This window comes from Pseudonocardia sp. CA-142604, from assembly GCF_050948475.1.
Lineage (GTDB): Bacteria > Actinomycetota > Actinomycetes > Mycobacteriales > Pseudonocardiaceae > Pseudonocardia > Pseudonocardia alaniniphila.
Genome location: NZ_CP192045.1, coordinates 8217538 through 8243032 on the forward strand (window position 1 = coordinate 8217538; position 25495 = coordinate 8243032).

At 67.4% G+C, this 25495-nt stretch carries 26 protein-coding genes and 2 tRNA genes; 17 read left to right on the top strand and 11 right to left on the bottom strand.

The window, feature by feature from the left end:
* Positions 1–242: 242 nt before the first annotated feature.
* Complete coding sequence (locus ACQPZQ_RS37245) at positions 243–1799, bottom strand: GMC family oxidoreductase (RefSeq protein WP_433288871.1); 1557 nt, start codon at positions 1797–1799, stop codon at positions 243–245.
* Between the two features lie 699 nt (positions 1800–2498).
* Between ACQPZQ_RS37245 and ACQPZQ_RS37250 the strand changes: the two genes are divergently transcribed.
* The 3 genes from ACQPZQ_RS37250 (at position 2499) to ACQPZQ_RS37260 (ending at position 6468) form a co-directional block, all read left to right on the top strand.
* Positions 2499–3473, top strand: coding sequence for a helix-turn-helix domain-containing protein (locus ACQPZQ_RS37250; RefSeq protein WP_433288873.1), 975 nt, complete (start codon positions 2499–2501; stop codon positions 3471–3473).
* Between the two features lie 386 nt (positions 3474–3859).
* Positions 3860–5257 carry an MFS transporter gene (locus ACQPZQ_RS37255; RefSeq protein WP_433288875.1) on the top strand — a complete coding sequence of 466 codons (1398 nt, stop codon included), beginning with the start codon at positions 3860–3862 and terminating at the stop codon, positions 5255–5257.
* Between the two features lie 293 nt (positions 5258–5550).
* Complete coding sequence (locus tag ACQPZQ_RS37260; protein ID WP_433288877.1) at positions 5551–6468, top strand: GMC family oxidoreductase; 918 nt, start codon at positions 5551–5553, stop codon at positions 6466–6468.
* A gap of 324 nt (positions 6469–6792) precedes the next feature.
* Here the strand turns inward: ACQPZQ_RS37260 and ACQPZQ_RS37265 are convergent, their stop codons facing one another.
* Positions 6793–7185 carry a MerR family transcriptional regulator gene (locus ACQPZQ_RS37265; protein ID WP_433288879.1) on the bottom strand — a complete coding sequence of 131 codons (393 nt, stop codon included), beginning with the start codon at positions 7183–7185 and terminating at the stop codon, positions 6793–6795.
* Between the two features lie 126 nt (positions 7186–7311).
* Here ACQPZQ_RS37265 and ACQPZQ_RS37270 point away from each other — a divergent pair, with 126 nt between their 5' ends.
* The 5 genes from ACQPZQ_RS37270 (at position 7312) to ACQPZQ_RS37290 (ending at position 11840) form a co-directional block, all read left to right on the top strand.
* The gene (locus ACQPZQ_RS37270; RefSeq protein ID WP_433288881.1) at positions 7312–8307 is read left to right on the top strand and encodes a TIGR03619 family F420-dependent LLM class oxidoreductase; all 996 of its coding nucleotides are present in this window, start codon (positions 7312–7314) and stop codon (positions 8305–8307) included.
* Positions 8308–8490: 183 nt separating this feature from the next.
* Positions 8491–8709, top strand: coding sequence for a hypothetical protein (locus tag ACQPZQ_RS37275; RefSeq protein ID WP_433288883.1), 219 nt, complete (start codon positions 8491–8493; stop codon positions 8707–8709).
* Positions 8710–8721: 12 nt separating this feature from the next.
* Positions 8722–9039, top strand: a complete 318-nt coding sequence (locus ACQPZQ_RS37280; RefSeq protein ID WP_433288885.1) for a tyrosine-type recombinase/integrase — start codon at positions 8722–8724, stop codon at positions 9037–9039.
* Between the two features lie 673 nt (positions 9040–9712).
* Positions 9713–10822 (top strand): hypothetical protein, encoded by a 1110-nt coding sequence (locus ACQPZQ_RS37285; RefSeq protein WP_433288887.1) that lies wholly within the window; start codon positions 9713–9715, stop codon positions 10820–10822.
* A 577-nt stretch (positions 10823–11399) separates the two neighbouring features.
* The gene (locus ACQPZQ_RS37290) at positions 11400–11840 is read left to right on the top strand and encodes a tyrosine-type recombinase/integrase (protein WP_433299543.1); all 441 of its coding nucleotides are present in this window, start codon (positions 11400–11402) and stop codon (positions 11838–11840) included.
* Here the strand turns inward: ACQPZQ_RS37290 and ACQPZQ_RS37295 are convergent.
* Positions 11809–11882, bottom strand: a tRNA-Gly gene (locus tag ACQPZQ_RS37295). The two genes, ACQPZQ_RS37290 and ACQPZQ_RS37295, sit on opposite strands and share 32 nt — an antisense overlap.
* A 314-nt stretch (positions 11883–12196) precedes the next feature.
* Between ACQPZQ_RS37295 and ACQPZQ_RS37300 the strand changes: the two genes are divergently transcribed.
* A tRNA-Pro gene (locus tag ACQPZQ_RS37300) sits at positions 12197–12273 on the top strand.
* A gap of 499 nt (positions 12274–12772) precedes the next feature.
* On the opposite strand, the gene ACQPZQ_RS37305 is transcribed toward ACQPZQ_RS37300, so the two are convergent.
* Both ACQPZQ_RS37305 and ACQPZQ_RS37310 read right to left on the bottom strand, forming a co-directional pair.
* Positions 12773–13516 (bottom strand): MerR family transcriptional regulator, encoded by a 744-nt coding sequence (locus tag ACQPZQ_RS37305; protein ID WP_433288889.1) that lies wholly within the window; start codon positions 13514–13516, stop codon positions 12773–12775.
* Between the two features lie 501 nt (positions 13517–14017).
* Positions 14018–14386 (bottom strand): DoxX family protein, encoded by a 369-nt coding sequence (locus ACQPZQ_RS37310; RefSeq protein ID WP_433288891.1) that lies wholly within the window; start codon positions 14384–14386, stop codon positions 14018–14020.
* A 106-nt stretch (positions 14387–14492) separates the two neighbouring features.
* Between ACQPZQ_RS37310 and ACQPZQ_RS37315 the strand changes: the two genes are divergently transcribed.
* On the top strand, positions 14493–14897 hold the full coding sequence (locus ACQPZQ_RS37315) for a winged helix-turn-helix transcriptional regulator (protein ID WP_433288893.1): 405 nt from the start codon (positions 14493–14495) through the stop codon (positions 14895–14897).
* Between the two features lie 88 nt (positions 14898–14985).
* Here the strand turns inward: ACQPZQ_RS37315 and ACQPZQ_RS37320 are convergent, their stop codons facing one another.
* Entirely contained in the window at positions 14986–15558 is a 573-nt protein-coding gene (locus ACQPZQ_RS37320) for a DinB family protein (RefSeq protein WP_433288895.1), read from the bottom strand.
* Between the two features lie 79 nt (positions 15559–15637).
* On the opposite strand from ACQPZQ_RS37320, the gene cutA reads away from it, so the two are divergent.
* The gene (cutA, locus tag ACQPZQ_RS37325; protein ID WP_433288897.1) at positions 15638–15994 is read left to right on the top strand and encodes a divalent-cation tolerance protein CutA; all 357 of its coding nucleotides are present in this window, start codon (positions 15638–15640) and stop codon (positions 15992–15994) included.
* 4 nt (positions 15995–15998) lie between these two features.
* Here cutA and ACQPZQ_RS37330 read toward each other — a convergent pair whose 3' ends face one another.
* Positions 15999–17168, bottom strand: a complete 1170-nt coding sequence (locus ACQPZQ_RS37330; protein WP_433299545.1) for a cytochrome P450 — start codon at positions 17166–17168, stop codon at positions 15999–16001.
* Between the two features lie 199 nt (positions 17169–17367).
* On the opposite strand from ACQPZQ_RS37330, the gene ACQPZQ_RS37335 reads away from it, so the two are divergent.
* Together ACQPZQ_RS37335 and ACQPZQ_RS37340 are read left to right on the top strand one after the other, a co-directional pair.
* The gene (locus tag ACQPZQ_RS37335; RefSeq protein WP_433288899.1) at positions 17368–18000 is read left to right on the top strand and encodes a TetR/AcrR family transcriptional regulator; all 633 of its coding nucleotides are present in this window, start codon (positions 17368–17370) and stop codon (positions 17998–18000) included.
* A gap of 7 nt (positions 18001–18007) precedes the next feature.
* Positions 18008–18922 carry a COX15/CtaA family protein gene (locus ACQPZQ_RS37340; protein ID WP_433288901.1) on the top strand — a complete coding sequence of 305 codons (915 nt, stop codon included), beginning with the start codon at positions 18008–18010 and terminating at the stop codon, positions 18920–18922.
* Positions 18923–18977: 55 nt separating this feature from the next.
* Here the strand turns inward: ACQPZQ_RS37340 and ACQPZQ_RS37345 are convergent, their stop codons facing one another.
* On the bottom strand, positions 18978–19181 hold the full coding sequence (locus tag ACQPZQ_RS37345; RefSeq protein ID WP_169395190.1) for a cold-shock protein: 204 nt from the start codon (positions 19179–19181) through the stop codon (positions 18978–18980).
* Positions 19182–19457: 276 nt separating this feature from the next.
* Between ACQPZQ_RS37345 and ACQPZQ_RS37350 the strand changes: the two genes are divergently transcribed.
* Positions 19458–20825: an acetamidase/formamidase family protein gene (locus tag ACQPZQ_RS37350; RefSeq protein WP_433288903.1), complete on the top strand. Its 1368-nt coding sequence runs from the start codon at positions 19458–19460 to the stop codon at positions 20823–20825.
* Here ACQPZQ_RS37350 and ACQPZQ_RS37355 read toward each other — a convergent pair.
* Positions 20797–21414, bottom strand: a complete 618-nt coding sequence (locus ACQPZQ_RS37355; protein ID WP_433288906.1) for a TetR/AcrR family transcriptional regulator — start codon at positions 21412–21414, stop codon at positions 20797–20799. The two genes, ACQPZQ_RS37350 and ACQPZQ_RS37355, sit on opposite strands and share 29 nt — an antisense overlap.
* Before the next feature lie 89 nt (positions 21415–21503).
* Between ACQPZQ_RS37355 and ACQPZQ_RS37360 the strand changes: the two genes are divergently transcribed.
* Both ACQPZQ_RS37360 and ACQPZQ_RS37365 read left to right on the top strand, forming a co-directional pair.
* Positions 21504–22016: a PH domain-containing protein gene (locus ACQPZQ_RS37360; protein ID WP_433288908.1), complete on the top strand. Its 513-nt coding sequence runs from the start codon at positions 21504–21506 to the stop codon at positions 22014–22016.
* Entirely contained in the window at positions 22013–23533 is a 1521-nt protein-coding gene (locus ACQPZQ_RS37365) for a PH domain-containing protein (protein WP_433288910.1), read from the top strand. Before ACQPZQ_RS37360 ends, ACQPZQ_RS37365 begins: the two co-directional genes overlap by 4 nt.
* 21 nt (positions 23534–23554) lie before the next feature.
* Here ACQPZQ_RS37365 and ACQPZQ_RS37370 read toward each other — a convergent pair whose 3' ends face one another.
* Entirely contained in the window at positions 23555–23707 is a 153-nt protein-coding gene (locus tag ACQPZQ_RS37370; RefSeq protein WP_433288912.1) for a hypothetical protein, read from the bottom strand.
* A 90-nt stretch (positions 23708–23797) separates the two neighbouring features.
* On the bottom strand, positions 23798–24547 hold the full coding sequence (locus ACQPZQ_RS37375) for an HAD-IIA family hydrolase (protein ID WP_433299547.1): 750 nt from the start codon (positions 24545–24547) through the stop codon (positions 23798–23800).
* A gap of 107 nt (positions 24548–24654) precedes the next feature.
* On the opposite strand from ACQPZQ_RS37375, the gene ACQPZQ_RS37380 reads away from it, so the two are divergent.
* Positions 24655–25434: a hypothetical protein gene (locus ACQPZQ_RS37380; protein WP_433288914.1), complete on the top strand. Its 780-nt coding sequence runs from the start codon at positions 24655–24657 to the stop codon at positions 25432–25434.
* The last annotated feature ends 61 nt before the right edge of the window (positions 25435–25495 follow it).

Below are 25495 nucleotides of genomic sequence, written 5' to 3' on the forward strand. Positions count from 1 at the left end.
CGATCGAACCGCTGGCCATCGCGCTCCACCGCGATCACTCGAGCGCCTTCACGCACTTGCGAACCACCCGGCGCCGATTTCCGATCCGGCTGCACTGACCACGGCCGCGCTGCCCTCGAGACAGGCCGACGTCGCCACTTCGTCCGGACGGCGAAGGCGGGCCGTGTGGGCGCGACATCAGGCGCCCTCCGGCAGAGGACGCACCCGCTCGGCCGGGATTCCGGCTGGCCGCCGGCTCCACGTCACTGTGCTGATGCTCGGGTACGCAGGAGATGGGCAGCGCGTTCGGCGATTCCGTACACCGTGGCGTTGGTGTTGGCGTTGACCGGGGTCGGCATCACCGAGCCATCGATCACGCGCAGGCCCTCGATCCCGCGCACCCGCAACTCGGTGTCGACCACGGCGTGTTCGTCGGTGCCCATGCGGCAGGTGCCCGCGTAGTGGAAGTAGGTGTGCACGCTGCGGCGTACGTAGTCGCGCAGCTGGTGGTCGTCGTCCCAAGCCTCGGGGCCGGGTTGAGCTTCTCCGTCACGCCACGGCGCGAAGGCAGGTGTGTTCGCCAGGTCACGTGCGGCGTGCAGCCCGGCCACCGCGGCGTCGAGATCGCGGCTGTCGCTGAAGAAGCCCGGGCCGATCAGCGGGGCCGCGGTCGGGTCGGCGCTCGCCAAGCGCACCGAACCCCGGCTGAACGGCGCCAGAATCGCGACCACCATCGTGAAGCCCGCACCCCGCTCGGGGCTCGGAACGGTGTCGCCCAGCATCGGCGCGATCGCGCAGAACAGTTGCACGTCCGGCCACCCCACATCGGCGGTGGTGCGGATCGTGCCCTTGGCCTCGCCCCCACCATTGCCCACGCTGCCCACGACGGGCTGCCGTGACCGGTACACCACGCCGGTCATCGGATGGTCGTGCAGGTTCGCGCCCACCCCGGGAAGATCGACGACGATCGGGACACCGACCTCGCGCAGGTGCGACTGCGGGCCGATCCCGGAGCGCATCAACAGCTGGGGTGAGCCGATCGCGCCGGCCGCCACCACAACGTCACGGCCGCAGTCCACGCGGACGACCTCCGAGCCGAGGCTGTACTCGACTCCGGTGCAGCGCTCGCCGCTGAAGAGAAGCCGGTGCACCAGCGCGTCGGTGACGAGATCAAGGTTGGGCCGTTGCAGCGCAGGTCTCAGGTAAGCGTCCGCCGCGCTCAGCCGCCTGCCGTCGACGATCGTGAACTCCGCCCAGCCGAATCCTTCCTGCACGCCACTGTTGATGTCGTCGACGACCGGATGGCCGACCTGGCCAGCGGCCTCCAGCATGGTCTCCGACAGCGGGTGGGGCGGGGCCACCCGCCACAACCGCAACGGACCGCCGTTGCCCCGCACTGCAGGGTCCCGGCCCTCGACATGCTCACTGCGTTTGAAATACGGCAGCAGGTCGTCGAACCCCCAGCCCTTCGCCCCGGCCGCGACCCACGCGTCGTAGCTCGCACGGTGGCCGCGGATGAACGACATCGCATTGATCGCCGAGGACCCACCCACACCGCGACCGCGCGGCAACCGCACCGCCGGGCTGCCGGGCACACTCACCGCCACGTCTCCCCAGTCCATCGAGGTGCCCGCCAACGAGGGCCAGGCCTGGGGATCGGCAGCGGCGGGCAGCGGATCCCGATTCCCTGCCTCCACCAGCAGCACCCGCGTGCCGGCGTCCTCGGTCAACCGGGACGCGAGCACACAACCTGCCGTCCCGGCGCCAACGATCACAAAGTCGTACGAATCCGAACGAGTAGTCATCAACCGACCTTCCATGCAGATGAAGCGTTCCTCAGTCTCGGAGCTTTACAGGGCACTGTTGTGGCCCGCTCTTGCTGCCGGAGCGATGGCTTCCAGGAAACCGCAGCCGGTTGCACGTAGCTCGGCCTCCCAGCCCGTGTGAATTCGGTCATGATTACCTCTTCTCCTCGTCTCCTGCGCACATGCCGTGTGTGGGCTGCGCACGGATCAGACATGTCCGGGGACGCACGTGCGTCTCACGATCGCCGATCACGAAACCGTTGCGACGGCTTGCGGGCGCCTGGCATGAACGTTTTTCGATGCTCCACCGGGTCACCCGAGTTGACCGCACCGGACCGTCTCGGCGCGGGCGTTTCCTCGTCAGCCGGGAGGCATTTCCTCCTTGAGCTCTGCGGGAGCAGACCCGGAGTGGCGATGCTCCCGGCGCAACCGGAGGGTCCCGTGGTGGCGCGCTTGCTTTGCAACGGCCCGACGAGCAGGACGACGTCGGTCGACAATGCCGTCCCCACTCGGCGGGAAGCGACCAGACCTAGCGGCCGATCTCATACCGGATAAAGCCGCCTGGGCCAGGCGTAAGGCAGGGTTGCGCATGCGCATGAAGGAGGTTCGGTCAGCTGATCGAATAATCTTTCGTCGGCGTCTCCAGACGTCGCTATCCACGCAAATCGGAGTGTATAACTGAGCCACGCAACGGTGCGCGCTAACCTCGGGTGCGTGCTGATTCATGAGTTTTCCGGTGAGGAGTCCTCCGACGTCGTCAGTAGGCTCTTTATACCGGCGATCTCTCGGATGGGTCCCGACTCTCGCGGGCGGGTGGCATTGCAGGAGCTGGACAACGGACTGACGCTCTCGCGGTCGCACTGGGGAGGGCCGAGGTCGACGGTGCGGACCGACCGGATGGCGGCGAGAGCGTCGGACGGTAGCCGGATGTTGTTCGCCGTGCATGTGGCCGGTCGGAGCGACCTGTTCCAGCGTGGTCGTTTCGCCGAGTTAGCGGCCGGCGCGGGGGTTCTGATCGAGGCGCGTAGTCCCTTCCGGTGGGTCACGCAGTCCGAGACCCGGCGGTTGACCCTGCGTTTCTCCCGCGAGCTGCTCCCGCTGCGGGCCGCTGAGATCAACGAGGCTTGTGCCCGCAGGATGGAGCCTGCGGCGCCGGCCATGCAGGTGCTGTCGGCCTACCTCGGACGGTTGTTCGAGATCGCCGATGGCCTCACCAGGCCCCAGCGGCTGGACGCCGGGCGTGCCGCGATCAATCTGCTCGCCATGGCGCTGCGGGGCGTCGTCCCCTCGGTACCGGGCGGCGATGGCTCCGCTGCCGTGCTGCTGGAGATGATGCGTCGGCATCTGCGCGAACACCTGGCCGATCCGCACCTGCGAGTCGAGGAGCTGGCACGGCGGCACCACGTATCAGTCAGTCACGTCTACGCCCTGTTCGAACGGATCGGATCCACGCCCGCTGCGTATCTGCGCGAGCAACGGCTGCTCGCGGCCCAGGCGATGCTGTCCGACCCGGGGAAGGCGTGGCTCGCGACCTCGGACATCGCGGCTGAGGTGGGGTTCGGCGACCGCAGGACGTTCGAGCGGGCATTCCAGCGGCAGTACGGGATGACGCCCAGCTGCTGGCGCCGCGAGCATCACCACTCCGGGACTGCTCCCGCAAATCTCAAGGACGAAATGCCTCCCCGCTGACGAGGAAACGCCCACGCCGAGATGGCCCGGTGCGGTCGACTGGGGTGACCGGGTGGGGCGTCAAAGACTGGGGCGTCCACGTGGTATCTGGATGACCGCCACGGCAAGCAGGTAGAGCGGGAGAGACAAGAACTCCGAGGTGAGAAAGAACGAAAAGGAGAACATCTCATCACCACGGCGGGCGCCCGAATGGTGTGCGCGCAATCACCCCGTCCAGCAAAGAAATCAACCTGGCGGTCGCGCCAGCCTCCAACAGGCTCTCCGGCGACACCCGCACGGTGGTGGCACGCGCTGTGGTGCCAACGTCGCCTGCTCGTCTCCCGGCCGCCGGCAAGCACCCACACCCGAGACGGACAACAGCCGATGACCTGGAAGGGCATGTCAACGTGAACGTCGAGACGGCAGGCAACACGGCATCGTTACGCAGCGCGACAGCACTGCTCATTGCGATGTGCCTGGGCTTGATGCTGTCGATGTTCAACTCGACGCTGGTGAACGTCACCCTGCCCGACATCGCCACGTCGTTGCGTGTCTCGGCAACCGAACTGCAGTGGGTATCGACGATCTATTCCCTCTGCTACGCCGCGATGCTGCTTCCCGGTGGTGCGCTCGGCAACCGGCTGGGACGACGCAACGCGTTCCTGGCCGGCATCGGAGTCTTCGTCGTCGGCTCCCTCGGCTGCGCTGCAGCCCCCGACCTGGCCGCGCTGCTGGCTGCTCGTGTGGCCCAGGCCCTCGGTGCGGCCACGATGCTGCCGCAGACTCTCGCGATCCTCGTCCACGAATTCGACCACGCCTCGGTCCGCTCCCGCGCCGTGGGCATCTGGGCCGGCTTGGCCAGTCTGGGCTTGGCCGCGGGACCGGTGCTGGGTGGCGCCATCGTGAGCATCAGCTCGTGGCGGTGGGGCTTCCTGCTCAGCGTCCTCCTCGGCGCGGCAACGCTGGCACTCGCACTCCCGGCGGTGCCCCAGTCACGCCACGGCCGTACTCCCGGGGCGCCGACGGTCGACCTGCCGGGAGCGGCCCTGTCCGTGGTCGCGCTCGCCGCCCTCGTCTTCGGCCTCATCGAGTCAACGGACCTCGGCTGGGACTCGCCGTTCATCGTCCTGGCCTTTATCGCCTCCGCGCTCGCGATCGCCGGGTTCCTGCTGCTCGAACACACGCTGGGACGCCGCGGCACGCATCCGATCATGCCGTTGGACATCTGGCGCAGCCGCCACTTCGTCGCCGCCAACCTCGCCGGACTCGCCTACTTCTTCTGCTTCTTCGGCATCCTCTACTTCTTCAGCATCGACCTGCAGCAGCAGCGCGGCTTCACCCCACTCATCACCGGCATCGCCTTCCTGCCCATGATGATCACCATCGCCGTACTCGGACCCGTCGCCGGTCGTCTCGGCGCGCGATTCGGCTCCACCCGTGTACTCACCGCCGGTCTGCTCATCGGCGGGGTCGGATGCTTCCTACTGGCCTTCCCCGCCCACTCCGACAGCCTCCTGGGCGTGGAATCGCAGCTGCTGATCGTCGGCATCGGCTGCGGCTTGATGTCCTCGCCCACCAGCAACCTCGCCGTCTCCAGCGTCGAACGCAGACATTCCAGCACGGCGTCGGCCGTGCACAACATGTGCCGCCAGATCGGCGCCACCCTCGGCGTGGCCGTCCTCGCCGGCGTCGTCAGCGCGTCCGAGTTCGCAACCGGACTCGACCACGCCATGGCGGTCCTCGGGGCCCTGCTAGCGGCCACCGCCGTAGCGGTCTGGCTGCTCACCCGCCGCACCGCCCGCTGAGCGGTCAGCAATCGATCACGGTCCCGGAGGGCACGTCGATCTACGGCCCCGCCATTTTGGTGACGAGCAGATGACCGAGGGCCTCACGCGACGACGAAGGGCTGATATGGCAGCCCAATCGTTCGACTACATCTACATGGGAGCCGGCAGCGCTGGCCGTGTTCTGGCCGCTCGGCTGACCGAAGACCCCGACGTACGTGTATTGCTATTAGAAGCCGGACCCACGGACGACGACCCGGGAATTCACATGCCAGCCGCATTTATGTCGCTGTTCAACCGGCCAGTCCCAGTACATGCCGAGGGGACGGGTACTGGGCGGCTCCTCCTCGATCAACGCGATGATCTACATGCCATGCGCGGCGGCGGACTACGACCACTGGCGTGACGCATTCGGCGCCACCGGCTGGGGCTACCACGACGTGCTGCCCTACTTCCGGCGCGCGGAAGACAACGCACGCCTCGGCGGGCCGATCCACGGCCGCGGCGGACCGCTGCGAGTCGAGGACGCGCTCGATCCACACCCGCTGCAACGCGCCTGGCTCGAGGCGGCCATCGCGTGGGGCCTGCCCCGCAGCGATGACTTCAACTCCGGCGTCCAGCACGGGGTCGGGCACTACCAGCTCACCTGCCGCGACGGCCGACGATGGTCGAGCGTCGATGCCTACCTGCGCCCAGCGATGACACGCCCGAACCTCGCTGTCCGCACCGAAACGTTGACCACCCGCATCCTCATCGAGAAGGGCCGGGCACGAGGCGTGACCCACCGGCACCGCCAACGCTTACTCACCGCGCTGGCCGAGCGCGAAGTGCTGGTGTGTGCCGGGGTCATCGGCTCGCCGCAACTGGTCATGCTCTCCGGTATCGGGCCAGCCACCCACCTGCGCACGCACGACATCGACGTCCTGGTCGACCTGCCCGGCGTCGGGGAGAACCTGCAAGACCACCCGACGATCGCAGTGTCCTGGGCCACCACCGGCACCACCGACCTGGGCGAGCAGGACGCGACCCACCGCTACGCACACGATCGCCGCGGGCCACTGGCCTCCAACTTCGCCGACCCAGGCACTGGTGTTGATCCTGGACGCTGCTACGTTCACGCCGTTCGCGCAGGTGAAGTGTCCACGGAAATCCGACGCAGTCCGGGCCGTCCCGCGGCCGTTGTCACTCAGTTAGTCAGTCAAGCCACCACATACACGACCTCAGAAATGTGAAGGCCGCCGCGGCCTCCCGAGCTGCTGTGCCGTGCCGTTGTGTGTCCTCTGGGCTGGGGTTCGTGCTGGCGCGTCTCGGGCGGTGACGGGCGCTTGCAGACCGTTCGCTCCGAGTTCGCTCGCCAGGAGGCTGATCGCCGACGCGAAGCGGGAGGACGACCCCGAGCGCGGCAACGTGGTGCAGCGCAACTTGCTCTCATCTCGAACATCGGCTGTTCGGACGTCACCAGCCGGGGCCCGCACTGGACACTTCAACGCCGCTACAAGATCACCTTGGCGCAGGGAGAGGCTGGTCGTCGCACCGTCGGCGAGACGCTCGTCAGATCACGACGCGGCCCTGCTCTCGGTGTTCGCTGACTGACGCTTAAGAACCGTGTCGAGGTAGCCGGCGATTGCGTCTCTGTTGCGGGTTAGGAACTCGATGCGTTGGGACAGCCGAGCTTGTTCGCGTTGCAGTGTGGCGATCATTTCGGGTTTCACGTCGGGCGCGTAGATCTCCTGTGGCTTGTCCAGGCACGGCAAAAGCTGCTGAATGATGCGGGTCGGCAATCCGGCATCGAGCAGTCCCTTGATCTGTAGCACGACGTCCACGTGTGGCTCTCCGTACTCACGGTAACCGTTGAGGGCGCGGCTGGGTGTGATCAGCCCCTGCTCCTCGTAGTAGCGCAGTAGCCGACGGGATACGCCGGTGCGCGCCGCGAGCTCTCCAATTTTCATGTGTTCAAGCCTACACTTGACCCTCACACCAGTGTGAATGTTCAGACTCGCTGGTGGACCGAGAACGGCCGAGATCTGCACTCCGCCTGGAAAGCAGGGGTATGCCTGAGGCTCGGCTCAGTTCCTGTGGCAGCGACGACAATCGCGACTACATCGGAGGTTTCAATGAAGCTTGGACTTCGTCTGCCCCAGAGATTGGGAGTCGACCTACAACACGACTTGGTCGCAGCAGCAAGAACGGCCGAAGCGGCCGGATACACCAGTTTGTGGACGTATGAACAGCTGCTCTTCGCGGAGACGCCGGTCGAGCCGTACGCCCCGCCGAACGTGCCGTGGCCGGAAAGCGGGCGGCAGACCGCCGACCCCCTGGCGGTCCTCACGGCAGCGGCGGTGGCGACCGAAAAGGTGCGCCTCGGTACTGCCGTTCTGATCGCTGCACTCCATACGCCCGTCCAGTTGGCGAAGGCGCTGGCCACGATCGATCAGATCAGCGGCGGCCGCGTGGTCGCAGGTATGGGCGCCGGCTGGTCCACCGACGTACTCCAGGCCACGGGCGCCACCCGAGCGGATCGCGGACGGTTCCTCGACGAGACGCTGGACGTCTTCGATGCCGTGTGGGGGCCGGACCCGGTGACCTTCCAGAGTCCTCGCGTAGTTATCAACAACGCCGCGGTCCTGCCCAAGCCCGCATCCAAAATCCCCGTGATACTCGCCGGCGGTGCCAGCAACCTGGGCCGCGGCGGCAGTCCCAAGGCCATGCAGCGCATCGCCCAGCGCGCAGACGGCTGGCTGCCTCTACTCACCACACCCGGGTCGGCCGGAGCCGCAGAACTGCGCGCAAACTGGGACCGCATCCGGCAAATGGCTTCCGAGTATGGCCGGGACACCAGCCGGATGGAGATGGTCGTGGTGGGAAACGTCACCTTCACCGACCGTCCGGCAGGACCTGACCGATCGGCGTTCGTCGGCACTCTCGACCAGATCATGGACGACATCCACACGGCCGCAGAGGCGGGCGCAGACGAGCTCATCGTGGATCTGAATCTGCAGGACTGGTTCACCAGCACTCGGCAGATGCTCGAGACAGCGGTGGAGATCCGCGAAAGGTCCGCAGCGTCATGACCGATGTTGCCATCGCCGCCCCGACTGTCTGAGCTCGAATCCGCCGCGCACCACCACAGCATCTAACCCATCACGTTCGACCGCCCAGGAGGGCGCGGCCACTGACCGTCGTTGACCGGCGCGTGTGGCACATACGTGGCAACGTCCGGGGCGTCCTCCCCCACACGAAGGACCGCCGCCGCTTTGACCGGGCTGCGTTGGGGAGAGCTGATCGCGATCCGGCGGTGTGACCTCGACCTGGAGGGGCGCGTCGTGCACGTGTATCGCCGCATCGCGCAGACCCGACGCGGTCAGATGGTGCCCGGGCCGACGAAATCCGTGGCAGGCGCCCGGTCGATCGCGCTGCCGGACGTGCTCGTCGACGAGCTTCGCCAACACCTGGACTCGTTCGCCGAGTCATGACAAGAGAGTCTGGTGTTCCTCGGCGACCGGGCCGGCCCGTTGCGCCGTGGCGACTTCCACCGCAGCACGGCATGGACGCCGACGGTGGTCAGGGCGGGGCTGCCCCGCGGGTTCCACTTCCACGATCTGCGCCACACCGGCAACCTGCTCGCCACCGCTGCCGGAGCCAGCACGCGCGAACTCATGCACCGGATGGGCCACGGCTCGATGCGCGCCGCGTTGATCTACCAGCACGCCACCCGCGAGCGCGACCGCCAGATCGCCGATCGGCTGAGCGCCATCGTCACGTCCTCCACGCCCTTGGCGCCCGCCCAGTCCGACGCGAACTAATTGCAGGCTAATTGCACGCAAGCGAACGGCCGCCCCTCCCAAGATCGATCAGGAGGGGCCGTTGTTTCTGGTAGAGACGCTGAGCGGGCGACGGAAATCGAACCCGCGTAGCCAGTTTGGAAGGCCGTGCCGGAGCGTATGTATGGCTGTCCACCTGGGACGAGCACCCGGCTGCACTGTCCCTGAGTGACCGTGTCGTACCGAGGCTAATCGCCCGCTAATCTCACGGCTCGCCCCAGGGCGGACCGACGCGCAGCCCCTCGCCCGTACGCTCATTACAACTCCCGCGTCGTCCTCTCAATAACCCTCGAGAGGTATTTGATCAGCTCTCCGAACTGGACCGTGGAGCACCATAGATTTGTGATCTTTTGCTCGTTCACGCTGTCATTGCGTTCGGAGACATATGATCCACATCATGAAGTGCGGCAGGAACGAACCTACCAGCACGCCTCGGACTTCGGAGATCGGCGGTACTCGGAGGGCGAGAAGGGACACCACTGTCGAGCGCATATTAGCGTTGCAGCGTCTCGCCGGGAACGCAGCCGTGACTCGCGCGTTGTCCCAATTATCGTTGCCTGCATCAGCGCCCGCTTTGTCGGAACCACCATCCCGACCCATCCAGCGCGCTGCCTGGGTCGGCGGTAAGCGAGTTCTACCTGCACAAATTGGACTGGTGTCGCCCGAGATGGAGGAGCTAGCCGCAGACAGTCTGGTTCACGATTATCGAGACATGAAAGAATTTCAAGACCACGCCACTCGAAAGACTGATCACATAGGAAACCTCCCGACCGACGGCACATGGGTCCGTTTCTCTCCAACTCTGCTGAACGTGGTTGGCGAGGCTCACAACGCAACAACACTACATGATGTGGTTCAGGCCGTACGCACCCGATCGTTCATCTACGAAGGTATTCCATCGGATGACCTGCGATCGGAGAATCCAGCAATGCTTGAAGCTATTCGAACGATGAGCGCGGGCAGGCTCGCACGCTTCGGTCTCGAGGCAGTCGAAGATATCCAGCCCTACGGGCTGGAGCCAATCCACCCCAAGATCGGCTATGTATTTACGGCACTGCTCCCGCTACTGCAGTCCAAAAAGATAAGCAAGTTGGGAGGATACTTTGGCAAGGTGTTTCAGTCTCACCTCAAGATGAGCTGGGCCGCTGCAGGTCACCTTCACGACGAGGTGGAGCGTCGAAGGCCGCAGGGTCGCGAGACGCGGGCGACCGGAAGTCTCGGCGGCCTCAGCGAGGCAGAAACTGAGGTCGCGGGTACATACGCGCGCCAAAAGTTCGCACCGAAATTCATTTCCGACCTGCAACCCGACGACGATTTGAGGCATAGTTTGGAGCTCTGGGTCCAGCGGCAACCCGACAACAAGTTGGATGCACTACTGGGGGAACTCCACGATTTCGTGAGCTGCATGTTAGGGCTCGTTCGAGAGAAATATCAGCGTGCAGATCTGAAAAGGTCGGAGCGCCTGGCCATCTGGGCGAGTGGGATGAATGGGGAACAGGAGAAGTTTGATCACTGGCGTAATGTGGAGATCGGAAAAAGGGTCCGAGAGGCCCAGCAGCGGGGCGTTCGCTACGCGGGGATGGGTGGGGCTCATTCTGATTATCTGCGCCACGAACTCGGCCTCAGAAGCTTCAACTTCTACGACCTTCACGGTGAAAACCTCAAGCGGGACCGAAAGTTCACCGACGATCGGGAGGAAGAGATGCGGTCGTACCAATCTGAGAATACACCTGACAACAAACAGCAGCTCGCTCTCAAGTCGTAGCGCTCGTCGGCGACCGACGATCCCGCTCACACGTCCCCGACATCATTTTCGGATTAAGAGCGTCCGGCGCGTGATCGTTAGTGGAGTCGGCGGGCGGGTCGGCCACCGGTGGGTTGTGCAGGGCCGCAATGGGCAACCTACACCGACATGGGGATGGAATCGTGAACGCCTGAAGGATTATTCACGGGCCTCTCGACGTCAGCGGACCGGATCAAGCGAAACCCATGTCGGATCACAAGGGGGCCGGGGAGCATCGGACCGCCGAGCGTCCGACCGCGACTGTCCGGCAGGTCTACGCCGTCGCGGACCGAATGCCCGATCGGTTCCGCGTTCTCGTCCTGGCGGCCGCGTTCACCGGGCTGCGCTGGGGTGAGCTCGTCGGACTGCGCCGCTGCGACGTGAACCTGGCGTCGGGGACCCTGCACGTCCGCCGACGGCTCGCCCAGCTCAGCAGCGGGGGTATGCAAGCGGGGCCGCCCAAGTCGGCGGCCGGCGTACGCAACGTCGCCCTACCCCATTCCTCGTCGAGGAACTGCGCACCCACATCAAGGCCAATGCCGGCGCCGGCCCCGAAAGGCTGGTCTTCCGAGGGGAGCGGGGCGCGATGCTGCGCCGCGGAAACTTCGGCCGGGCGACGAAGTGGCCGGAGACCGTGGTGAAGGCCGGTCTCCCGGCCGGCTTCCACTTCCACGACCTCCGACACACAGGCAACCTGCTCGCCGCCAACTCCGGCGCCACCACCCGAGAACTCATGCACCGCATGGGCCACGGCTCGATACAAGCGGCCCTGATCTACCAACACGCAAGCACCGAGCGGGACCGCCGGATCGCCCAGGAGATGGCCACGATGGTCGAGCGTGAACGCCGGACGACGGAGGACCACGACGAGGCCCCGATGCCGACGCCGACGCCAGCTAATCGCACGGAGCCCCGCGGCGCCCATCTCCATGATCGGGGATGGGCGCCGTTCCTGCTGGTAGACAGGGTGGAGCGGGCGACGGGAATCGAACCCGCGTAGCCAGTTTGGAAGACTGGGGCTCTACCATTGAGCTACGCCCGCGTGCCCCTCGTGTCCGAGGAACGGGCCCAGCCTAGCGGACTCCGCCATGCATCCTCCCCGCGCCTCACATGTTCACCCTGTCACCACCGATGGCGAGGGAGTCATCGGTTCGGAGCGCCACGTGACACGCAGGCATCGAACGGTTCGAACACACCAGGGGCCGCGGAAGCCCACCACCGGGGGCCGAACCACCCGCCCGCGGGTCTGGTTTGACCTCGTGCCAGGCAGTACCCGTTCTGATCAGGACGGGCGTCGGGACGCGCTCGGGGAGGCGGCACGCCACGACTCATGGCGAACGCATAGACTTCGTTCGACGGGGTGTGGCGCAGCTTGGTAGCGCACTCGCTTTGGGAGCGAGGGGCCGTGGGTTCAAATCCCGCCACCCCGACCAGGTCAGAGCTGGCCCAGGAGATCTTCTGGGCTGCTCGGACCGGCGGCGTGTAGCAACCGTGTAGCAACGACCTCCGCCAACTCACCACGCACACAGCAAGCCGCGCTCGCTGCTCCAGCCTGACGCTCCGACCACCTGGGCTACCTCACCTTCGGCCCGACGAGTCCTGGAGCTGCGCTGTTGATCTCGAAGATCGCTGTCTCGCTGCTCGCAGCGCTCGCATGCGGCATCTTTCCTGAACATCTTCTACGTCTCCCTGCGACACGTCTGGCCGGAGAACTACTTCGGGGCTATCCGGGTCAGTTGACCCTGGCGTCTCGCGGAACCTGCTGCGGTGGGCTGTCTTCCGGCTGATCCCGCCCGCCATCGCGGCGGCTGCCGCAGCGGTGACCGCTGACCAGTGGCGCACGAATGAACCAGCACAACGTCACCAGACTCCTGCAGACGTAGGCAGCCGCCAGACCGGATGCTGTTCAAGCTGGGTGAGAAGTCCTCGGCGTCACCGGTGGTGGCCGTATCCCACTGCGAACGCTCGCTTGAGGTAGTCCCATGCGATGGCATCCAGCACGCCGTGCGTGGCGGCCTCGGGCCCCTTGCCATCGATCTTCGCGTAGATCGCCGACAGGATCTGCCTGTCATCGCCGATCATTTCCTGCATCGTCTCGTTCCATCGCCGTGCGAGAGCCTGTGCTGCCGGGTCAGCAGGGTCCGTTCCACGCTGGATCTCGGCCTTGATCTCGTCGACGAGGTGCGCGCATCGCACTTGCCAGTCACTGAACGTCTCCGCGAAGCCGGGTTCCTGATGGCGTTGCCGCGCCCGTGCCAGTTGATCGGGTGTGAAATAGCCAGCGTGCATGATGGCCTCCATCGCGTCGATGAGTTGGTCGATCGAGGGCTGCTGTGCCTGGTGGATGCCGCGCCGGATCGCGAGGACTCGTCGCCGCACCTGGTGTTGTCGGCTGATCACCTGGTCGACGTGTTCCAGTTGCCTGTCTATTGCTCGCGCCAGATCGTCCACGTGCCCGTCGAGTGCCTGGATGATCCCACGCAGGGGCATGCCGAGCTGGCGCAGCGCGATGATCTGGTAAAGCCTCCGCACGTCGTCAGCTGTGTAAAGCCGGTGCCCGGCTTGCGACCGAGTCGCGGGTCGCAGCAGTCCGATCTCGTCGAAATGGTGCAGAGCGCGCACGGTCAGTCCGGTTGCGTCTGCCAGTTCCCCGACTTTCCACCGTCGCTCATCCATGTGATCACCTATGAGCGACGCTACTGCCTCACGCGACGTGAGGTGCAAGTCCTCCGGTGGGGCTGCGGCCGCAGGTCAGGCGGCTGACGGCGAGGCGTGTTTGCGCGGCGAAAAGGCGTACAACGCCAGCAGCTGCTCCTGATCGTCGGTGATCTTCTTGACGGCGTTGGGGAACGTCGCGTGTCTTCAAGATCAGGCCGTCTCCAGGCCGTATGGGCGCAACTGGTGGCGCCCGAAGCACTTGGCGGCTATCCGGAGCAGGGGCGGAGGCACGTGGTGGGGATGACGAGATGGGTGGGTCCGCGAGATTTCGCGCGAGCTGCGAGGCAAATTGACGCAACGTGCGTTATCGCCTCGCCGCTCACAGGCGACATCCTGGTTACCTCAGATGGATCGTCGAGTAAACCGATGAGGTCATCGATTTCCATCGACCTCAAGACGGGCATCTTCACCGTCAAGCATCAGGATTCAGCGAAACTGTTCAGGCACACACGAAGGCGGTCAGCCGAGGAAGCGTCCGACAGCGACGAAGGCGGCGAGTAGCAGCAGGAGCATGTTCGCCGGCAACGGCCGGCGTTCGTTGCGGACCAGGTGCACCCGGAGCGCGCCGATCTGCACGACGACCAGGCCGATCGCGGCGATGGGAGTGAGGATCGACGCGATCCCGGTCAGCCAGGACAGGATCACCCCGAGCGCGCCGAGGATTTCCACCAGGCCGACCGCCTTCACCCCGGCGTCCGACGAGTCCTTCATCCAGTCGAAGTTGCCCGCTGCGAGCAGCTGTTCGCGCGGCCGCGCGACCTTGAGCCCACCTGCGGCGAGGTAGACCAGTGCAAGCAGGCCCTGAGCGATCCACAGTGCGATGTTCACCGTATTCCCGAATCCTTTCCGCTTGTGCGTAACCTGATGGTCTGTGCGAATGGGGGCGGCCGCAAAAGGCACATCGATGTATGTGTCCAGGAAAGGAGCTTCGAGTATGGCGAAGGTCACGCAGAAGACGGACTACCCGCCGCGGATCCGCGACGGCGGCGCGGTTCGCGAGGTGCTGGACCGGATCGGCGACAAGTGGAGCCTCCTGGTGATCGGCACCCTGCGCGCTGGGCCACTGCGGTTCGGCGAGTTGGAGGAGGCCGTCACCGGCATCTCGCAGCGAATGCTCACGCTGACACTCAGACATCTGGTCGAGGACGGTCTGGTCGCGCGCACCGCCTATGCCGAGGTGCCGCCGCGGGTCGAGTACGAGGTGACAGAGCTGGGCCGGACGCTGGTGCCGCTGGTGATGGCGCTCGCCGAGTGGGCGATGGCCAACCACGAGCAGATCAACGCCAACCGGTCCGTGACCGATCGGGGTACGCGGGCAGCCGGGGACGACCCTGAGTGAGCTCGATCACTGCATGTGGGAACCCGATGCCAAGCTTGGCGGCGGTCGTCAGGTAGGACCGGATCGGTCCAGATCGACCAGGTCTCGTTCAGGCCTGAGCCTCGTCGAAGGCCTTGGCTGCCCGCTCGATCTTTGCGCGGTGGTTGTCCCAGAATGCCGTGCCTCGCTCCTGTGGACCTGTGTTCTCCGCGTCCGTTCCCACCGTGCCGTCCAGCTGCTCGCGCAGGATGTCGGCGTGCCCGGCGTGGCGATTGGTCTCGGTGAGCACGTGGACCATGACGTTGAACAGCTTCACGTTCGGGCGCGGCCACCAGGGCACGTGGCCGGGCGAATCGATGTCGAGCGCGGCGATCGTCGCGTCCGAGTGCTCCCACGCGCGCCGGTAGCGGTCGACGACCTCGGCGCGCGACTCGTGCTCGGTGGCCCACTTGTCGGCGCCCCATCTGGGCAGTTGTTCGGGGAATGGGCGCCCGAACACCTCGCCGAAGTACCTGGCCTCGGTGTTCGTCAGGTGTTTGATCAGGCCGAGGAGATTGGTTCCGGTGAAGGTCAGCGGGCGGCGAGCGTCGTACTCGGAGAGCCCCTCGATCTTCCAGAGCATCGTCGCTCGCACATCGCGTAGGTCGCTGTGCAGGTACTCTTTCGCGAAGTCATCGATCACGGGAAGCGAGCCTGGCAGCAGTCGGGCAGACGCGACGAACGCCCCCGCGCGGGAGGCGTGACGACGAGAAGGGCGCCCGATGACCGAGCCAACCGACGACGACCTCGGCTGTGTCGAGGTCGTGATCACCGCCGAGAGCGCCGACTGGCTCGCCGGGTTCACGCGCTCGCTCGTCGAGGACCGTCTCGTCGCATGTGGACACACCATCACGCCCATGCGAGCGATCTACCGCTGGGAGGGCACGGTCCACGACGAGGCGCAGGCGCGCGTGGGCCTGCACACGCGCGCCGCGCTCGTCCCCGAGATCGTCGCCCGGGCCGACCGCGACCACGCCGACGACGTTCCCTGCGTGATCGCGCTCCCCATCACCGCAGGTCACCCTGCTTACCTGCGCTGGGTCCACGACGAGACCCGCGCGCCCTCGTCGACGGAGTGAGCGGCTACCAGGTCACCGGCAGTGCCTGGACGCCGTAGACGATGGCGTCGTCCTTGTAGGACAGGTCCTCGACCGGGGCGGCCAGCTTCAAGCCGGGAACGCGCCGGAAGAGGGTGTCGAAGACGATCTGCAGCTCGGCCCGAGCGAGGTTCTGCCCGAGGCACTGGTGCGGACCGAACCCGAACGCCACGTGGTGCCGTGCCCCGCGCTCGAGGTCCAGCGCATCCGGGTCCCGGAACACCTCCGGGTCGCGGTTGGCGGCGTAGGTGAGCGCGAAAACGCCCTCCCCCGCCTTGATCTGCACCCCGTCCACCTCGACGTCCTCGGTGGCCACCCGGGCCGTCGCGGTGTCGGCGATGCTGAAGTAGCGCAGCAGCTCCTCGACGGCCTCCGGGGTCTTGCTCGGGTCGTTCGCGATGATCGCGAGCTGGCCCGGGTTCTGAAGCAGGGCGATGGTGCCGAGCGAGATCATGTTGGCGGTGGTCTCGTGCCCTGCGATCAGCAAGAGGAACGCGAGCGACACCAGCGACTCGTGATCCTCCGTGCCGTTCTCGCGCTGCTTGAGCACCTGCCGGCCGATCAGGTCGTCGGTGGGTTCCTGCTGCTTCGACGTCACCAGGTCGCTGAGATAGCGCTGCAGCTCCTCCACCGCCTGCTGCCGCACCTCTCCGCTGGTGCTACGGGCGATCAGGAGCTTGGAACGGGTCTGGAAGAACTCGTGGTCCGCGTAGGGCACACCGAGCAGCTCGCAGATCACCAGCGAGGGCACGGGCAGCGAGAGCGCCTGCACGAGGTCGGCAGGCTGAGGTCCGGCGAGCATCGCGTCGATGGCGTCGTCGACGATCTCCTGGATCCGCGGCTGCAGCCCCCGCGTGCGCTTCACGGTGAAGTCGCCCACCACGGCGCGACGGGCAGGACCGTGCTCGGGCGGGTCCATCGAGATGATCGACGGCGAGAACACCCGCCTGTTGGGCATCAGCTCGATCAAGCGGGGGAAGTCGGGATGGTTCCGGTCCGAGCTGAACCGTGTGTCGATCAGGATCGAGCGCACGTCCTCGTGCTTGGTCACCAACCACGCGTGGCGGCCTGTCGGCAGCAGGACGCGTGCGATCGGCGACTCCTCGCGCAGCTTCCGGTACTCCGGTGGTGGCGTGAACGGGCACTGGCGCTGCATCGGAAAGCTCGGAACGTTCTGCTCCACGGCCTGTGTCACGGCGGTACCCCATATCGGACTGGCTACCATCTGGAGGTCTTTCCTCCACTTACGTCTTCACGGTACGCAAGCGGAAGGCCTTCGTCCACCTAACGGGAGCAGGAGCCGATCAAATTCGGACGTTGTGCAACAATCCCGGCGACCTGCGAGAGGTGATCACATGACGGCGGAAGTCACCGGTCTGCGAGCCGACGCACGCCGCAACCGCGACCAGATCGTGGCTGCCGCCAAGCAGTGGTTCGCCGTACAGGGGCCGGACGTGCCGATGGAGGAGATCGCGCGCGCCGCCGGCGTCGGGGTCGGCACCCTCTACCGCCGTTTTCCCGATCGCGAAGCCCTGATCCGTGCCGTGGTCAGGGAGAGCCTCACCATCTCGGTCGCCGAGGCACGCGCCGCACTCGCGGAGGAGCCCACGGCCTGGCAGGCGCTGGTGCGCGTCCTGCGCCAGTCGCGCGAGCTCCGGCTGATCGTCCGCCTCACCACGGCGGCGCAGCCTGCCAAGACCATCGTCAAGGACGACGAGGAGAGCAGCGAGCTCCGCCGGGCGATGATCGAGGTGCTCGACAACGTGGTGCACGCCGCACAGGCCGAGGGCACCCTGCGCACGGACGTCGACACCGGCGACGTGTCGATGCTGTTCACACTGCTGGTCCGACCTGTGCCCCTGCTGGACGAGGAGACAGCAGAACTGGCGCAGGAACGCTGCACCGCGCTGGTGCTCGACGGCCTTCGCGCCCACACGGGCACTCCCCTTCCCGGCCGACCCCTCACCGCCGCGGACGTGGGGCTGTGATTCGGCCGTGAACGATCATCGGAGCGACTCCACAGATGTGGTCACCCCGGCAGGGCGCCGTACCGCTGTGAGAGTGGCGATCGCCGGGCTCGTGGCCAACGTCGTGATCGTCCTGACCGGGACGCTCGTGCGGCTCACCGGCTCCGGTCTCGGCTGCCCGACATGGCCCCGGTGCACCGACGACTCCTTCGTGGCCACTCCCGAGATGGGACTCCACGGGGTCGTCGAGTTCGCCAACAGGGTGGTGGGGATCGCTGTCGGCTTGATCACCCTGCTCGTGCTGATCACGGTGCTGCGCCACCGTCCGCGCCCACGATCGGCCGCGGCACTCGCGATCGGCACGCTGGCGTTGGTGATCGCACAGGGGTTCGTCGGCGGGCTCAGCGTCCGCCAGGAACTCGCACCCGAGATCGTGGCCGTCCACTTCCTGGTCAGCATGATCATCATCGCCGGGGCCACGGTCCTGGTCGACGTCCTGCGACGCCCCGGGGCACGCCTCGGCGCTCCCGAGCATCGGGGGATCGCCTGGCTGGTCGCGGCTCTTCCGGTCGCGCTGACTGCGGTGCTCGTCCTCGGCACGCTCGTCACCGGCAGCGGCCCGCATGCCGGCGACGAGGGCGCCCGTCGCTTCGACCTCGACCCGGCGGCTCTGAGCCAGCTGCACGCCGACGCCGTTCTGGTGTTCCTCGCACTCCAGATCGCGGCCCTCGTGGCTGTGTGGATGACCGGCGCGTCCTCGGCACAGCGGCGAGCCACGCTGCTACTGCTGGGCGCGTCGCTGGTGCAGGCCGCGATCGGCTACGCGCAGTACGCCCTCGGGCTGCCGGTCCCGCTGGTGGCCGTGCACGTCCTGGGCGCAGCCCTGCTGACCTGCGCCGCCACCCACCTGTTCGTCACAATGTGGCGGGACAAATCAGCCTGAAACGCCGGGAGCCCGCCTCCCCGGAGGGTGACGGGCTCCTGCTGAGCGAGGTGGATCAGACGACGCGAACGCCGGTGGCCTGCGGGCCCTTGGTGCCCTGGCCGATCTCGAACTCCACGCGCTGCCCCTCGTCGAGGCTGCGGAAGCCCGAGGCGTCGATCTCGGAGTAGTGGACGAAGACGTCAGCGCCGCCCCCGTCGACCGAGATGAAGCCGAAGCCCTTCTCGCCGTTGAACCACTTCACAGTTCCCTGCGCCATGCGATGTGCTCCTAGCTGACGGTGGGACCCGCACCGTGCGTGTCCCGGCCGGCCCTGGTGGGTTTATCGACATCTCGTGTCGACGCCGACTCCCCCACCAACCTGTTCCCGCGAGCGTGAATCACACGAACACCGAAACTGAACGACCTCCTCGTATCCAACCACGACGGAGCCGAAGTTGCTCCTCCGCCTGACGAGCTGCGCCCGATCCGGTGGATTCATCCGTCCGACATGGTGGGTAACGCCGGCGATAACGAGAAACATGAAGATTCGTGCATGAGCTCCCCTCTTGATCCGGTTGCCGCACGCGCACTCATCGTCGAGGGCATCGGCAGGCGCGGTTTCTTGCGCGCCGCCACCGCCGTCACCGCTGTCACGGTGAGTTCGACGCTGCTCGGAACTCCTCCCGCCCTGGCCGCGCCCGCCTCGGCACCGACCGAACCTCTGCAGCCGGGCTCCGGCCCCATCCACGGCGATCACTACCTGCCCTCCACCCCCGACGATGTCCGCTGGGGATACGTCCCGGCCATCGGGGCCACACCGTCCCTGCGCATCGCATCGGGCGAGACGGTGACGATCGACACCGTCTCGCACGAGGGCATCCTGGAGGACCAGGGCCGCGATCCCGTCGCGTACTTCGGAGGTCACCACGTGGCCGAGAGCGACGTGCTGACCGACGCGATCGCGATCGCCCGGGACTACCGCCGCACCCCGCGCAACTTCGACGTCGACGGGCCGCACGTGATCACCGGCCCGATCTTCGTCGAGGGCGCCCAACCCGGCGACGTGCTGAAGGTCGAGACGCTGTCCGCCGTGCCTCGCGTGCCGTACGGCGTGGTCTCCAGCCGGCACGGCAAGGGGGCGCTCGCCCGCACCGCCGACGGGGGCGCCCCGGCGGGCATCACACTCGACGAGGTGATGCCCCCTGTCGCCGCCGACGGCCGCGCGACGAAGGACCCGCTGCGGTACGGCAACGTCTCGGTCTTCACCAGCGTCCGGGAGGGCAAGGACGGCGGCGCGGTCGGAGTGATGCCCTTCGGCTCTGACGGGCGCGAGGTCGTGTTCCCGCTGCAGCCGTTCATGGGGACGATGGGCGTCGCGCACACGACGGCAGCGGGCGAGACCGCACCCGAGCTCAACTCGATCCCCCCGACACTGGGTGGCGGCAACATCGACATCCGGCTGCTGGGTCCGGACTCGGCGTTCTACCTGCCCGTCCACGGTGAGGGCGCACTGTTCTACGTCGGCGACCCACACCTCGCGATGGGCGACGGCGAGGTGGCTCTCACCGCCGTGGAGGGGTCGCTTCGGGCCACCTTCCGGCTGACGGTGTGCAAGCCCGGCTCGGGCGACGCGCCGTCGGTCGCGTACCGCTATCCCTTCGCGGAGACGCCCGACGCGTGGGTGCCGATCGGCCTGTCCGACCCCGACGGCTCCGCGAACGGGCAGGGCAGCGACCTGAACGCCGCGATGCGGCGGGCCGTGGTCAACGCTCTCGACTTCCTCGAGCACGACCAGGGTATGGACCGCGCCACCGCGTTCGCCTATCTCTCGGCGGCTGCGAACTTCACGGTCTCGCAAGTGGTGGACCGCACGGTCGGCGTGCACGGAGTGATCACGAAGTCGCACTTCCCGACGGACTGAACAACCTGTCCAGGTAGTAGTCCACCGTGGCGACGGCCTCGTCCGGAGTGCGCTGCCCGAGCACGACGGCCGTCGCCTGGGAGTCGACGATCGACCACAGCAGGATCGCCTCCTGCCGGACGTCGACGCCCGGGGCGAGGTCGCCCGCGCGCCGGGCGATGTCGAGTTGGTCGGCGAAGAACGCGATGAGCTTCGGCACGCCCTCGGCCATCGCGGCGGCCACCTGCGCCTCGCTCAGGGCGCGGATGAAGTAGGCGATTCCGGCCAGCCACTCCGCGCGTCGTTGCTCGTCGGTGGGCAGGACCTCCACCAGGCAGGTCCGTAGCAGCGACCGCACCGTCGGCGGGTCGGGCGCGACCGAGAGCCGCTCGGTGATCCGCTGCTCGCGCTGCTGGGCGAGGTGCTGCAAGGCGAAGAGCAGCATCTCGTCCTTGCTGTCGAAGTAGTGCTGCACCGACCCCATCGAGATGCCCGCCTCCGCCGCGACGTGGCGCAAGCTCACGGATTCGAGCCCCTCGCCGGCCGCGAGCCGCAGCACAGCGGCGGAGATCTCGCGCCGTCGCTCATCGTGATCAACCAGCTTGGGCACCGACCCTTGTCCTTTCATCATGCGCTCGCATTGCGAAGCCGCCCGTTGAGCTTATACGATGCGATCGCATGACAACGGGGGGAGAAACAGTGACTACGTCACACTCGGAACCGGCAGAGGTACGACTACGACCGCCCCGCAACGAGGTCGACCCTCGCGCGGTGGCCTGGTGGCGCGCAGGAATCGCGCTGACGTTCGCCGTGCCTGTCGTGGTGCTCGTCGTGCTCGGACTGCTGATCGAGCCGGCCCGGTTCTGGCTGCTGATGCCCGCGGTGGTGCTGGTGCTGGCCGGACTCCCGCTGGCACTGCTCCTGCCGCGGTGGTGGTTCCGCCTGCACCGCTGGGAGGTCACCGACACCGCGGTCTACACGCGCTCCGGTTACTTCTGGCAGGAGTGGCGCGTGGCGCCCCTGTCCCGCATCCAGACCGTCGACACGCAGCGCGGCCCACTGGAACAGCACTTCGGCCTCGCGACGGTGACGGTGACGACCGCGTCGGCCAAGGGAGCGGTGAAGATCGAGGGCCTCGACCAGCACACCGCCGCGGACGTCGCGGAACAGCTGACCGAGACCACCCAGGCCACGGCCGGGGATGCGACATGACCGGCCCGGAGTGGGCGACGCTCGACCGCCGCACGGTTGCGGTCACCGCCCTCATCGTCGCCGGCGGATGCGCGGGCGCGGCGGTGCTCGCGATCTACTGGATCACGCGCGTCACGTCCTTCGACACCGCCCTGTTGTGGGTGCTGTCGGCGGCCGTGCTGATCGTCGCCGTTTCCTGCGTGATCGACCACGTCCGGTGGCGCCGCACGCGCTACCGCGTCACGCCCGAGCGGGTCGAGTTGCACACGGGGGTGTTCGTCAGCAGGCGCCGCTCGCTGCACCGCGATCGTGTCCGCACCGTGGACGTCACGGCCGACCCGCTCCTGCGGGTGTTCGGACTCGTCCAGGTGCTGGTCGGCACCGGCGAGCAGTCGGGATCCGAAGGGTCGGTCAGGCTCCGCCCCGTGACGAGACAGGTGGCCGAGGTGCTACGCCGCACGCTGCTCGACCGGGCGACCGACGTCACGACCGACGGCTCGCTCGCGCGGCTCGACCCGGCATGGATCCGGTACGCGCCGCTGTCGTTCCTCACCCCGGTGCTCGGCGGCGGGGCGTTCGGGGTCGTGCTCAACGTGGCGGACTGGTTCGGTCTACAGGACGGCGTCATCGGCTGGGCGATCGCGCTCTTCCGCGGCGTACCGCTCGTCACCACCGTCGTCGTACTGGCGGCGATCGCCCTGGTGATCGGCGTGATCGGCTCGCTCGCCCTCTTCGTGGAGATGTGGTGGTCCTACCGGCTGGACCGCGAGCCGGGCGGCACCCTGCGAGTCCGGCGCGGTCTCCTGACCACCCGCTCGATCTCGTTGGAGGAGCGGCGCCTGCGTGGCGTCGAGATCGTGGAGCCGCTCGGCGCGCGCCTAGCCGGTGCCGCCCGCGTGGACGCCGTGGCGACCGGGATGGTGACACCGTCCGAGAAGGACAAGACCGACCACCGGACCCTGCTGCCCGCCGCACCCCGCGCGGTGGCGGACCGGGTGGCCGCCGGCGTTCTGCGGGAACCCGACACTCCTCCCACGTCGATCAGCCTCACGGCTCATCCGGTGACGGCCCGCAGCCGCCGTGTGCGCTGGGCCGCCGGCACCGCCGCCGTGCCCCTGGCCGTGCTGGCGGTGCTGGGGCTGCTCCTCACCGAAGTGCTGCTACACGTGGCGTGGATCGCCGCGCTCGTGCTCGTGCCCGCAGCCGTGCTGCTCGCGCTGGACGCCTACCGCGGCCTCGGCCACGGTCTGACCCCCGAGTACCTCGTGGCCCGCAGCGGCACCACGCGACGGGCAACCGTGGCCCTGCAGCGCAGCGGGATCATCGGCTGGACCGCGAAGCAGTCGATCTTCCAGCGCAACGCCGGCCTCCTCACGCTCAGCGCGACGACCGCAGCGGGCGCCGGCGCCTACTCGATCCTCGACGTCGGCGTGAGTGACGGGCTCCTCGTCGCCGAGCGGGCGGTGCCGGACCTTCTCACGCCGTTCCTGCAGGTCACACGGCCGCACGTCGCCGAGGGGGCGCCGGTGGGCCGGTGAGCTGCCGCTGCCGGGGCTCGATCAGGCGGCGGTGTCCCACTGCCACTGCTCGGTCATCGCATCGCCGCAGTCGGGGCAGGGAACCAGGCAGCCGGACACCGCGGTGTCCGGCAGTTCCACCTCCACGCCGCAGCCCGGGCAGCTCCACCAGCTGGTGGTGATCGTGATGTCCATGGAGCCCGATGCTAAATCACACGGCTGTCATTTTCCGTGGCTCGGCCCTTCGCAGGGCCTCGACCTGCACCGTGTAGCCGCTCCAGTGGTTCAGATCTCGTCGATGAGATCGGCGATGGAGGGCACCACCCGGTACGGCCGGTAGGGGAATCGGTCGATCTCGTCGGCCTGCATGATCCCGGTGAGCACCAGAACGGTGCGCATTCCCGCCTCCAGCCCCGCGACGATGTCGGTGTCCATCCGGTCGCCGACCATCACGGTGGTTTCGGAGTGGGCCTGCAGCCGGTTGAGCGCAGCCCGCATCATCAACGGGTTCGGCTTGCCGATGAAGTACGGGCTGACCCCCGTGGCACGGCTGATGAGGGCGGCCACCGCGCCGGTTGCCGGGAGCACGCCGTCGCTGGAGGGCCCTGTGGCGTCGGGGTTGGTGGCCACGAACCGGGCGCCCGACCGGATCAGCCGGATCGCCGTGGTCACCGCCTCGAAGCTGTACGTGCGGGTCTCACCAAGCACCACGTAGTCGGGTGAATTGTCGGTGAGCACGTAACCGATCTCGTGCAGCGCGGTGGTGAGCCCTGCCTCCCCCACCACGTATGCGCTGCCCTGCGGCCGCTGGTCGTCGAGGAAGGTGGCAGTGGCCAGCGCGGAGGTCCAGATCGACTCCACCGGCAGGTCGATTCCGCTCGACCGGAGCCGGAACTGCAGGTCGCGCGGGGTATAGATGGAGTTGTTGGTGAGCACGAGGAACGGTTTGCCCGCCTCGCGCAACCGCGAGACGAAAGCGTCGGCCCCGGGGATGAGCCTGCCCTCGTGGACGAGCACGCCGTCCATGTCGGTCATCCAGCATTCGATCGCCTTGGGATCGCCCACAAGTGGGAGCCTAGGGGAACGATGCCTTGGCTACCCGCGTTGTCCAAGTTGACTGTTTCCAGAGGGAGTGGTGGGGAATGGCGGGCACGATACTTACCGTGGTCGTCCTGGTACTGATAGTGGCCGGCGCTGTCTGGCTCATCCGCCAGCGTGCGGCCACACGCGAGCGTGAGCTGGAGGACGCGAAGTCCGAGGCGCGGCGCTGGGTCGAGCGGCTGGGCGGCCAGGTGCTGAATCTGATCGGCACCGACGAGGCGTCGAAGCAGGCACTGGCCGATGCCGCCGAGCGGTACAACGCCGCGGGTTCGCAGCTCGACCAGGCCAAGACCACCGCCCAGGCCCGGCACGTCACCGAGACGGCGTACGAGGGCCTCTATTACGTGCGCGCGGCCCGCACCGCGATGGGGATCGACCCGGGGCCCGATCTGCCCCCGCTGCCAGGGCAGCAGCGCGCGGGCGCCGTCACCGAGGACCGGGACGTCGACGTCGAGGGTCACTCCTACAGCGCTTCCCCGGAGGCTTCCGAGCGCAACCGGCACTACTACCCCGGCGGAATGGTCGCCGGACGGCCGGTTCCGCGGGGCTGGTACTCCGAGCCGTGGTGGCGCCCGGCGCTGGTGGCCGGGGCGTGGGGACTGGGCTCGGCCCTGCTCTTCACCTCGTTGTTCTCGGGCATGTCCGGGGTGGCCTACGCCGACGGGTTCGCCGACGGCGCCGCGCAGGGCGACATGGGCGCCGACGGCGGCTTCGACGGCGGCGACCCGGGAGCGGGCGACCCCGGCGACTTCGGAGGCGGGGACTTCGGCGGCGACTTCGGCGGAGGCGACTTCGGCGGCGGAGGGTTCGGCGACTTCTGACGCCTGCCTCACGGGCCCACGGGCCGGGCACCGCCGCTCGGCACCGGGCTCCCGTACGGTT